At 65.4% G+C, this 11824-nt stretch carries 7 protein-coding genes; 6 read left to right on the forward strand and 1 reads right to left on the reverse strand.

The window, feature by feature from the left end:
• Positions 1-142 precede the first annotated feature (142 nt).
• Positions 143-3145, reverse strand: coding sequence for a TonB-dependent receptor (locus tag KBW95_RS21120; protein WP_229429924.1), 3003 nt, complete (start codon positions 3143-3145; stop codon positions 143-145).
• Between the two features lie 281 nt (positions 3146-3426).
• On the opposite strand from KBW95_RS21120, the gene KBW95_RS21125 reads away from it, so the two are divergent.
• The 6 genes from KBW95_RS21125 (at position 3427) to KBW95_RS21150 (ending at position 11399) form a co-directional block, all read left to right on the forward strand.
• Positions 3427-4374, forward strand: coding sequence for an N-acetylmuramoyl-L-alanine amidase-like domain-containing protein (locus tag KBW95_RS21125; protein WP_211529269.1), 948 nt, complete (start codon positions 3427-3429; stop codon positions 4372-4374).
• Positions 4375-5452: 1078 nt separating this feature from the next.
• Positions 5453-7150 carry a nucleoside-diphosphate sugar epimerase/dehydratase gene (locus KBW95_RS21130; protein ID WP_229429925.1) on the forward strand — a complete coding sequence of 566 codons (1698 nt, stop codon included), beginning with the start codon at positions 5453-5455 and terminating at the stop codon, positions 7148-7150.
• Between the two features lie 57 nt (positions 7151-7207).
• Positions 7208-8536: a nucleotide sugar dehydrogenase gene (locus KBW95_RS21135; RefSeq protein ID WP_211529270.1), complete on the forward strand. Its 1329-nt coding sequence runs from the start codon at positions 7208-7210 to the stop codon at positions 8534-8536.
• Between the two features lie 17 nt (positions 8537-8553).
• Positions 8554-9615: a Gfo/Idh/MocA family protein gene (locus tag KBW95_RS21140; RefSeq protein WP_211529271.1), complete on the forward strand. Its 1062-nt coding sequence runs from the start codon at positions 8554-8556 to the stop codon at positions 9613-9615.
• Positions 9616-9617: 2 nt separating this feature from the next.
• On the forward strand, positions 9618-10265 hold the full coding sequence (locus KBW95_RS21145; protein ID WP_211529272.1) for an acyltransferase: 648 nt from the start codon (positions 9618-9620) through the stop codon (positions 10263-10265).
• Between the two features lie 3 nt (positions 10266-10268).
• Positions 10269-11399, forward strand: a complete 1131-nt coding sequence (locus KBW95_RS21150) for a DegT/DnrJ/EryC1/StrS aminotransferase family protein (protein WP_211529273.1) — start codon at positions 10269-10271, stop codon at positions 11397-11399.
• Positions 11400-11824 lie beyond the last annotated feature (425 nt).

The following is an 11824-nucleotide window of genomic DNA, read 5'->3' on the forward strand; positions in this document are numbered from 1 at the left end:
CGTGACCGTTAGGTGGCGCACACTTGTTTGTCAGACGACACGCCGTCCGCATGACAGCGGATTTAACGTCGAGGCAACAGATCAGGAGAATGAAAAAAGGGGAGCCGAAGCTCCCCTCTCGTTGCGGCGCCGCGTCAGGCGATCAGAACTTGTAACGCAGGTTCAGGAAGTACTGGCGGCCACTGACGTCCAGCTTCTGCTGCTCTTCCGTGCTGTAACGGTACTGAGCGCGCTTGGCGTTGGTCAGGTTGGTCGCGCTGAACGCGAGTTCCAGGTTCGGCGCGATGTAGTAGTTCGCGTTGAATGCAAGCGTGGTCACACCGTCGGCATAGGTCGGCGCGGTCGGCATCAGGATGCCGTTGATGGTCGACAGGCCCTGGCTGTTCGCGGTCGGCGACGGCGCGGTGCTGCTGTTCACGTACTCGCCGCGGTAGTTGGCCACCAGGCGGGTCGACAGCTTGTCGTCCTCGTAGTACAGGCCGATGTTGCCGGCCCATTCCGAGGCGCCGACCATCGGACGGCCGTCGTCGACCTTGGTCTTGGCGCGGCTGACGTTCGAGGTGAAGCCGAAGTTGGTCTTGCCGAACGGCTGCTCGTACGAGACCTCGATGCCGTGGATCTTCGCGCCCTGCTGCGAGGCGGTGTTGATCGCGAAGGTCTTGACGGCGTTGTCGCGCGGGTCGGTCAGCTCGATGGTCGAGGTGCCGGTGGCGCCGGTCTTCGGATAGCCGTTGATCTTCGAGTGGAACACGCTCACCGACACGGCCGAACGCGGTGCGAAGTACCAGCCCCAGGACAGGTCGACGTTATCCGAGGTCAGCGGCTCCATGTCCGGATTCGGGCCGGTCACGCGGCAGCCCTGGGCGTCGCAGGTCGGGGTGCCGAAACCGCTGCCCAGCACGTTGTAGTTCTGGCGGCCGATGGTGCGGCTGGCGCCGAAGCGGCCGATCATGTCCTTGGTGATCTCGTAACGCAGGTTCAGGCTCGGCAGCCAGTTGTCGAAGTGGCGGTCGGTCGGCGTCTTGTAGTACATCGTGCCGCTCAGGGGATCGAACGGCGCGCCGTCCGGGATGCCCACGGCGTCGCCCGCGTTCGTGATCGCGCCCGGGAAGGCGGCGCAGGTGGTGGCCGGCGTGCCCGGCGCCGAGCGCAGGCAGGCGCTGCGCGGATTGACCGGGGTGGCGATATTGGCCTTGACGTTGGTGCGCACGAAGCGCAGGCCGACGTTGCCCGACCAGCGGTCCGCCTCCAGGTTCGCCATCCAGTAGACGGCTGCCTGGCGCTCCTTCATGTCGATCTCGGAACCGACGCGGCGCTCCCACTCCGGCGTCGTCTCCTTGGTGTTGGCGGCGATGTAGTCCTTGGTCGCGTCACGGGTATAGGTGAAGCCGGTGTTGTCCCAGAAGCCGCCGCCCAGGTCCGCGCCGAAGTCGCCCGGATACGGCTGCCAGCCCTCGGTCGGGGTCACCGGATTGCCGATCAGCGCGCCGGTGGTGCCGTTGACCAGGCTGGCGCGGAAGGCCGGGCCCCAGCGGCCGCTGGTGCGCTTGTGTTCGGACATGCGCACGCCGGTCTCGAGCGACTGCATCCAGCCGAAGTTCAGCTTGTGCTCGGCGTCGATCTGGGCGCTCCACTCCTTGTCCTCGGTACGGATACCGGACGCGGCGCGGTCGACGATGCGGTAGCCGCTGCCGTCCGGGTTCAGGCCCGGCTGGTTGTTGCCTGCGCCGTGGTACTTGACGTAAGGCGCATCGTGCAGGCCGCCCAGCGCGTACGAGATGCCGGTGCCGTAGCGGGCCAGGGTCAGGCCCTGGTCGAGTTCGGTCTTGCCGACGCCGCGGGTGGCCGACAGCAGGGTCTTGACGGTCAGGTCGTCGTTGACGCGGTACTTGGCGTCCAGGTCGAGGAAGGAGCTGGTGGCGTTGGCGCCGTCGCGGAAGAAGCCTTCCGAGTTGCCGACGTACTGGGGCGTGGTGCCGTCCGGGTAGACGATGTCGGCCGCCTTCAGCACGCGCAGCTGGTGGCCGTAGACCGTGGTCTCGTTGACGATCACCGGATTGCGGATCTGGGCGTAGACGCGCTGGCCGTTGGAATTGGTGTTGATCGCGGAGGCGCCGGTGCCGCCCAGCGGGTGGTTCTTACCCAGCAGCATCGAGTAGATGGCGCTCGAGGTCAGGCGGCCGTGGTTGTCCGCGTCCAGCGAGGAGTGGAAGCCGGTGACGTTCACTTCGAGGTCGTTGTTCGGCTTGAACTGCAGCGCGATCATGCCGCCCTTGCGGTCGCGCACCGATTCCACGAATTCCGAGCTCATCGAACCCGGCATGCGCACGCCGTTCAGGTCGGAGGCCTTGTAGCCGGTACCGGCCAGCGAGGCGTCGGTGATGCCCAGCATGGTCGCGGTGTTGATCACGTCCCAGCCGCTGCTGGTGCCGTAGGCGAAGCGCGAGACGGAATCGCGGCGCACGAAGCGCTTTTCGGCGAACAGCGAGGCGATCACGCCGAAGGTACTGGCTTCGTTCTTCCAGGTGACGGAGCCGTTCAGGTCCGGCGCATAGCGGTCGGCCAGGTCGACGTAGCTTCCGCCCACGCTGACCACGCCCGAGACGCGTTCTTTTTGCGACAGCGGCTTGCGGGTGGTGACGTTGATGGTGCCCGCCAGGCCGCCGTCGACGATGTTGGCCTGCGAGGTCTTGTAGACCACGGCCTGGTTCAGCACGTGCGAAGGCATCAGCGACAGGCTGGTCGAGCGCGAGCTCGAAGCCTGGTCGGCGACATACCAGTCGGCGCTGGAGACGGCGTGGCCGTTGAAGATGATCAGGGACATGTCCGGGTTGGTGCCGCGCATCGACACCTTCTCGGCTTCGTCGTAGTCGGTGCGCACCGCCACGCCGGCCAGGCGCTGCAGCGAGTCGGCCAGGTTCTTGTCCGGCATCTTGCCCACGTCTTCGGCGGTGATCACCTCGACGTTGGCGGAGGCATCTTTTTTCACGGCCAGCGACTTGGCCATCGATGCGCGGATACCGGTCACTTCGACCGTCTGGATCTGGGTTCCGGCCGGAATCTCCTGCGCCATGGCCGGTAGCGTCGCCAGGCTCCACACAGCCATCGACACCGCCGCGGCGAGCGGCTTCTGTTTGAACATCATCTCTCTCCTGGAAAGGGTGCTATAGATCTTGCAAAGGCAGACGACAGGCTGCCCTCATTGGAGTATTGATGATCCGTCAATGAGGGAATAATGACTTGTGTTAACGGTTATATAACTTGGAGGAATGTACATATTCGGCTTCCTGGCTGCAAGCCCCTGTGCAGACCGCTTGCATACCGCTACCATTCCACTAGTTATGGGAACATGCTAAAAAATCATTACCTACGATCCCTTTTGAAGGGGTAGCGTGATGTTTTTTCACCACACTTTGGGACCTCGCCATGCGTTTCGCCTCCCTGCTCCTTGCCGCCGCGGCCCTGGCCGGCTGCGCCTCCCCTCCCCTTACTCCGAGCGCGCCTGCGGCTCCCCCGTCCCTGGCGGAGATCCTGCAGAAGCAGATCTATCAGATGAGCCCGATGGAGGCGGGGCGCTACATCGCCCACATCCACGAGGCCGAACCGGACCTGCGCAAGCGCATCGCGGCGATCGGCCGCAAGAACATCGGCCAGCCCTACTCCCTGCACCTGCTGGGCGAATTTCCTTACGAGATCCACGACCAGCTGCCGCTGTTCAGCCTGGCGCAGAGCGATTGCGTGGTGTTCGCCGAGCACACGTATGCGATGGCGCTGTCGCAATCGTGGGAGGAATTCTTCTGGATGCTGCAGCGCATCCGCTACCGCGACGGCGTGATCGGCGTCGCCACCCGCAACCACTACACCGAGATGGACTGGAACGTGGCCAACCGCTGGCTGCTCACCGACATCAGCGCCGAGCTGGCCGGCGCTGGCGGTCCCACCTACGACATGCAGGTGGACCGCGCGCGCTTCCTGCGCACCCGCCACAACACGGTGCGCGAGATCCCGGTCGAGACCAGCCGCCAGGCCTACGTGCCGAAGGACCAGGTGGCGACCGTCGCCGCCCAGCTGCAGGAAGGCGATTTCGTGAATGTGATCTCGACCCGCGACGGCGAGTACTGGGCCTCCCACGTGGGCCTGGTGGTGCTCGGCCCGGACGGCGAGCGGCGCTTCCTGCATTCGGCGGAACCGATGGTGCGCGAAGAAAGCTTCGGCGCCTTCATGGCGCGCGCGGCCGAGCGCGAGGCGCGCAACGCCAGGGAAGGCAAGCGCGGCCAGGTGCTGGCGGGCTTCAAGTTCCTGCGCCTGAACGAACGGATCGATGTGCCGCCGATGGCGCCGCAGCCGCGTCCGGGGCGCAGCGGCGGGGCTTAGGCGCCGCACATTGGGCGCCGGCGCGACGCCGCCTGGGTTGCGGCGTATCGCTGGCGCCCGGGCGTCGGTGGCCGCCGGGACTGGCACCTGCACCTGGGCGTCTGCCGGCGCGCCGCATTCCGGCCGCCGGGCCCACTGGCCTGCATCCGGACACTCCCGGCGCGTGCGCCCACATTGCCGATCCGCCTGGCGGTTGCGGCCGGCTTCCATTGCAGCGCGAGTCACGACCAGGGTAGGCTTGCAGCGTCCCAAGCCCCGGTGCCCCCCGCAGCCCCCGCAACGCCACAGTCCCGCAGTCCTGTACTGTAGTCCTGTAGTCCTGTAGTCCTGTAGTCCTGTAGTCCTGTAGTCCTGTAGTCCTGTAGTCCTGTAGTCCTGTAGTCCTGTAGTCCTGTACTCCCGCAGCCTCGCAGCCCGAGCCGCCTGTACGGCGGCCCTCCCCTCGGCCGCAACCACTGCCTTTCCAATTTCTCCCCCACTGGTCCGGCTCCGCGTCCAGCTCTTCCATTCCCCGAGCTTTTTAATTTCTTCCCATAAGAAATAAACAACTAGAAATCTTATTCTGAGATATTTCCAATTCCCAATTTCCTATTTCCAATTGGAAGACATTCGGGGAATTTCCTCCGGCCCGGTTGAGTGAACTCAAACTCAGCGTCCAATTCGAGCGAGATAATAAACTTACAAATAAACGTCAAGTCTAATCGAGGCATTATTTTTATCAGGAAAAGCCTTGAGTAAATGCGGGCATTACGCAGGCAGCGTATTGCGCGCGCCATGCTCACTCACCTGAAAAGCCATAACCATGTCCATTCAAAGCCGCAAAGTTTTCAGCGTGCTGTGCGCGCGCCTGGTACAGATGAACCGCAGGGCCAAGATGACGCTGATGGTCGCGGCAGACCTGGTAATGCTGCCGCTCTGTTTTCTTATCGCCATGATATTGCGCGGTGGGGATTTAAAACTGGCTATGGAATTTGGGCCAGGCTCCTATTTCCTGATTGCCGCCCTGACTGTTCTTGCCTTTTCCATGGCCGATTTATACCGGGCCGTAATTCGTTTTATCGACCATCGCTTATTAACCATGTCCGGATTATCGCTGGCCATCGCGATTTTCTGCGCCTACCTGGCCTTGCTGGCGTTGAACGAAATCAGTTTTCCGCGCAGTGCGCTCACGATTTACTGGTTTATCGCCTTTTCATATGTCGTGGTTTCCCGCATTGGCCTGCGTAATCTGCTGCGGACCTACCGCAGCCGCAACGGCACGGCGGTGCCGGTGGCGATCTACGGCGCCGGCGAGGCCGGGGCCCGGCTGGCCCAGGCCCTGCGCGACAGCGACGACTACCGCGCGCTGTGCTTCTTCGACGACAAGCGCACTCTGCATGAGCGCACCATCGCCGGCCTGCGCGTGTTCCCGACCGGCCGCCTGGCCGCGATGGCGCCCGAGCTGGGCATCCGCACGACCGTCATTGCCCTGCCGACGGCGGCCCCGGAACGCGTGCGCGACATCATGCAGCGGCTCGGCCAGGCTGGCGTGCCGGCCAAGATCCTCGGCCGGCTGGTCGACCTCGACGGCGACAAGGCCGCGCCGCGCGAAGCCATCCGCGAACTGAAATTCGAAGACCTCCTCGGCCGGCCGCCGGTGCCGCCGCGGATGGACCTGTTCGCCCGCTGCGTGCGCGGCAAGAGCGTGCTGGTGACGGGCGCGGGCGGCTCCATCGGCAGCGAGCTGTGCCGCCAGATCGTCACCCTGACTCCGGCGCGCCTGCACCTGCTGGACCACTCCGAATTCGCCCTGTACACCATCCGCCAGGAGCTCGCCACGCGCTTTCCCGAGCTGCCCATCCAGGCCCACCTGGGCTCGGTCTGCAATGCCGACCTGGTCGACCGCATCCTGCGCGAGGGCAAGGTCGACACCATCTACCATGCAGCCGCCTACAAGCACGTGCCCCTGGTGGAAGCCAACATCGTCGAAGGGCTGCGCAACAACGTGCTGGGCGCCCAGGTGATCGCGGCCAGCGCCGCCCGCCATGCCGTGCGCACCTGCGTGCTGATCTCCAGCGACAAGGCGGTGCGTCCGACCAACATCATGGGGGCCAGCAAGCGCATCGCCGAGCTGATCTTCCAGGCCGCCGCGGCCCGCGGCGGCGCCGGCACCACCTTCTGCATGGTCCGCTTCGGCAATGTGCTCGGTTCGTCCGGCTCGGTGATCCCGCTGTTCCAGCGCCAGATCGCGCGCGGCGGCCCGGTCACGATCACCCATCCCGAGGTATCGCGCTATTTCATGCTGATCGCGGAAGCCGCCCAGCTCGTGATCCAGGCCGGCGCCATGGCCAAGGGCGGCGACGTGTTCGTACTGGACATGGGCGAACCGGTGCGCATCGTCGACCTGGCCCGCACCATGATTGCCATGCATGGCCTGACCGAGCGCAACCCGCAGATTCCGCGCGGCGACATCGAGATCCAGTTCGTCGGCCTGTTCCCGGGCGAGAAACTGCACGAGGAGCTGCTGACCGACGGCGTGGTCTTCCCCAGCGAGCATCCGCGCATCATGCGCATGAAGGAAAGCGCGCTGCGTCCCAGCGTGCTCGAGACCTGCATCACCTGCCTGATGATGGCTTGCGAAACCCACGAGCGCGGCACCATCGAATCGATGGTCAAGGCCATCGTGGCCGAATACGTGCCCCAGGCCCCGCAAGCGGCCCCGGAGGCCGAGGAACATACCGCCGAGAGCGCCGGCCTGAACAGAAAATTCGTGCCTTTCCGAATCGAGCGCATCTGAGCGCAAGCGATCGACACCTGACCACCCATCACTCTGAAGCCACCGGCGAGGATATCCATGCGAGACGAGAACCAATCAGACCACCTGAAGCAGCTGCTGGCCCGGCTGCAAGACCGTAGCGCCGTGATCGGCATCGTGGGCCTCGGCTATGTCGGCCTGCCGCTCGCGCTGCGCTATGCCGCCGAAGGCTTCCGGGTTCTCGGCATCGACATCGACGCCGCCAAGGTGGCGACACTCAACCGCGGGGCCAGCCATATCGCCCACATCCAGGCGGACACCATCCAGTCCGCGCGCGCCCACGGCTTCAGCGCCAGCACCGAATTCGCCCGCGCGAGCGAGGCCGACGCGCTGATCATCTGCGTCCCCACGCCCCTGAGCCCCTACCGCGAGCCCGACCTGTCCTATGTGCTGGGCACGGCCGACGCCCTGCTGCCGCACATGCGCGCAGGCCAGATCCTGTCGCTGGAGAGCACCACCTACCCCGGCACCACCGAGGAAGAGCTGCGCCCGCGCCTGGAAGCCCGCGGCTTCACGGTTGGCCAGGACGTCTTCCTGGTGTTCTCCCCCGAGCGCGAGGACCCCGGCAATCCCGATTTCCACACCCGCACCATTCCCAAGGTCTGCGGCGGCTCCACGGGAGCCTGCCTGGACGCCGGCCTGGCCTTGTACCGCCAGGCGATCGATACGGTGGTCCCGGTCAGCTCCACGCGCGCGGCCGAACTGACCAAGCTGCTGGAAAACATCCACCGCGCCGTCAACATCGGCCTGGTCAACGAAATGAAGATCATCGCCGACCGCATGGGCATCGACATCCACGAGGTGATCCGCGCGGCCGCCACCAAGCCCTTCGGCTTCACGCCCTATTATCCGGGCCCCGGCCTGGGCGGCCACTGCATCCCCATCGATCCCTTCTACCTCACCTGGAAGGCCCGCCAGTACGGCTTGCATACCCGCTTTATCGAACTGGCCGGCGAGATCAACAGCGACATGCCGCACTGGGTGATCGGCAAGCTGGCCGACGCGCTCAACGCACGCGGGCGCTCGATCATGGGAAGCCGCGTACTGGTGCTCGGGATCGCCTACAAGAAGGATGTCGAGGACATGCGCGAATCCCCCTCGGTCGCGCTGATGGAACTGCTGCGCGACAAAGGTGCTCAGGTGGACTATTCCGATCCCCACGTCCCGGTCTTCCCACCCATGCGCGAGCACCGCTTCGACCTGGCCAGCGTCGACCTGACGCCCAACGCGATCGCGTCCTATGACGTGGTGCTGGTGGCGACCGCCCACAGCGCCTTCGACTACGCGCTGATCCGCCAGTACGCCAACCTGATCGTCGATACCCGCGGCGTCTATCTCGACCGCCTGCCCCACGTCGTCAAAGCCTGATTCCGTCCGGAGATCCCATGCGCAACTACCCACCTGCCATCCTCGACCGCAAGATCCGCTTCGCCCTGGTCGGCTGCGGACGCATCGCGAAGAACCATATCAACGCCATCCGCACCCACCACGAACGCTGCGAACTGGCCGGCGTGTGCGACATCGACCCGCGCGCGCTCGAAGAAGCCGCGGCCCAGACCGGCGCCCGCCCCTATGCGAGCCTGGACACGATGCTGGCGCACTGCGAGGCGGATGCGGTCGTGATCGCCACGCCCTCCGGCCTCCATCCGGCGCAGGCGGTCCACATCGCGCGCAGCGGACGCCATGTGGTGACCGAAAAGCCGATGGCCACGCGCTGGGAGGATGGCAAGCGCATGGTCGCCGCCGCCGACGAGGCCGGGGTGCGCCTGTTCGTCGTCAAGCAGAATCGCCGCAACGCCACCCTGCAGCTGCTCAAGCGCGCCGTCGACAAGAAGCGTTTCGGCCGCATCTACATGGTGAACCTGAACGTGTTCTGGACTCGGCCCGACGAGTACTACAACTCGGCGCGCTGGCGTGGCACCTGGGAATTCGACGGCGGCGCCTTCATGAACCAGGCCAGCCACTATGTCGACCTGCTCGACTGGATCGTCGGTCCGGTGGAGAGCCTGCAGGCCTACACCGCGACGCTGGCGCGCGACATCGAGGTCGAGGACACCGGCGTCATCAGCCTGCGCTGGCGCAATGGCGCCCTAGGCTCGATGAACGTCACCATGCTCACCTACCCGCACAACATGGAAGGCTCGATCACCATCCTGGGCGAACGCGGCACCGCACGCATCGCCGGGGTGGCGGTCAACCAGGTCGAGCAGTGGGAATTCGCCAGCCCCGACCCGGACGACGCCGCCATCAAGGACGCCAGCTACCAGACCACCTCGGTTTATGGCTTCGGCCATCCGCTCTACTACGACAACGTGATCCGGGTGCTGCGCGGCGACGCCGAACCCGAAACCGATGGACGCGAAGGCCTGAAGTCGCTGGAGATCCTGGTGGCGGCCTACCGTTCGGCGCGCGACGGCAAGCGCGTCGCCCTCCCCCTGGAGTACTGAGCATGGACGCACTCATCCACCCCAGCGCCATCGTCGACGAAGGCGCCGTCCTGGGCGAAGCCACCCGGGTCTGGCATTTCGCCCATGTCTGCGCCGGCGCGCGCATCGGCGCTCATTGCTCGCTCGGCCAGAATGTCTACGTCGGCAACGACGTGCGGCTGGGCGACCAGGTGAAGGTCCAGAACAATGTCTCGATCTACGACGCGGTCACGCTCGAGGACGAGGTGTTCTGCGGACCGAGCATGGTCTTCACCAACGTCTACAACCCGCGCGCCGCCGTGCCGCGCAAGCACGAGTACCGGCGCACCCTAGTGCGGCGCGGCGCCAGCATCGGAGCCAACGCCACCGTCGTGTGCGGGGTGACGATCGGCGAGTTCGCCTTCGTCGCCGCCGGCGCGGTCGTCAACCGCGACGTCCCCGCCTTCGCCCTGGTGGCCGGCGTGCCTGCGCGCCAGATCGGCTGGATCAGCCGCTACGGCGAACGGCTCGCACTTCCCCTGCGGGGCGACGGCGAGGCCCGCTGCCCGCATACCGGCGAGGCCTACATCCTGCGCGCCGGCGTCTGCCGCCCCGCCGAGGCCCGGGAACCAGTACCAGGCCGTATCCAAGACCGCGCCCCGACACAGGCGCTCCCTCCCGAACAAGGATAATTCATGGAATTTATCGATCTCAAATCGCAATACAAGGCCTCGCGCGACCTGATCAACAGCCGTATCCAGGCCGTTCTCGACCACGGGCAATACATCATGGGTCCCGAGGTGGCCGAGCTCGAACAGCGCCTGGCCGACTATACCGGCGCGCGGCACTGCGTCACCGTCTCGTCCGGCACCGAAGCCCTGGTGATCGCGCTGATGGCGCTGGGCGTGGGCCCTGGCCACGAAGTGATCACCACACCATTTTCCTTCATCGCCACCGCCGAAGCGGTGCTGCTGGTGGGCGCCCGTCCTGTCTTCGTGGATGTGGAGCGTGAGACCTGCAACATCGACCCGCGCCTGATCGAAGAAAAAATCACGCCGGCGACGCGCGCCATCATCTCGGTCTCCCTGTATGGCCAGCCGGCCGATATGGACGCCATTAACCAGGTCGCTGCCCGTCATTCGCTGGCCGTGATCGAGGACGGCGCCCAAAGCTTCGGCGCGACCTACCGCGGGCGCCAGAGCGGAGACCTCTCCACCATCGGCTGCACCAGCTTCTTCCCCAGCAAACCGCTCGGTTGCTATGGCGACGGCGGCGCCCTGTTCACCAGCGACGACGCACTCGCCACCGCGATGCGCGAAATTCGGGTCCACGGCCAATCCCGCCGCTATGTGCATACGCGCCTGGGCGTCGGTGGGCGTATGGACACGCTGCAATGCGCGATCGTGCTAGCCAAGCTCGAGCGCTTCGCTTGGGAAATCAAGCAGCGCCGCCGCGTGGCTGCCGCCTATGACGAAATGCTGCATCCGCACGTGCCGGTAATGGCCTGCCAGGCTGATCGAACCAGTGTTTACGCGCAGTACACCGTGCTGGTCGAAGAGCGCGATCGCGTACGCGCCGTGCTGGATACCGCCGGCATCCCGACCGCAGTGCATTACCCGGTGCCGATCCACCAGCAACCCGCTTACGCCCATCTCGCCGCTGGGGAATGCTATCCGGTGTCGGAAGACATGGCGGCGCGCGTACTCAGTTTGCCGATGGGCCCCTACTTATCGGCGACCGAGGCTCAGCAAGTGGCGAATACGTTGCTGCGTGCCGTCGGGCTTCGGCAAGCAGGCGAGGTGGAGGCTGAAGCCATGTCGAAGTAGATTCGGCCACAGCTCCACTGTCTGCTTTCCGTGCGCCGAGCTTTCGTCGTGGCCGGTGGGCTCACCTGTGCCGGCAACGCGCCAGACCTTCCGCACCATCTGCCGGAATACTTGCGCCATGCAGCTATCGGCGGGCGACGGGCGACATGCACCATGTGCCATGCGGTTCACAGAGTCCGCTTGACGGAGCGCGAGCGCTGGTGTGCGGTAGCCGCCATTCCAGCCCTCTAACCGTCGGCTAGACCGAGATAACAGGTGGCTGGTGACTGGTGATTGGTGAGTGGTGAGTGGTGACTGGTGGCTGACCGCTGGTGGCCAATTGCTGGTGTCCGGTAGGTGGCGGCTGGTCGCTGGTGACTGGTCGCCGGTGGCAGTTGCAAGCGGCTGGTGGGTGTGGCCCGCGCCCTTCGCTTGCGCCAGGGTCG

Origin of the sequence: Massilia sp. ZL223 (assembly GCF_018119395.1) — a bacterium.
Lineage (GTDB): Bacteria > Pseudomonadota > Gammaproteobacteria > Burkholderiales > Burkholderiaceae_D > Telluria.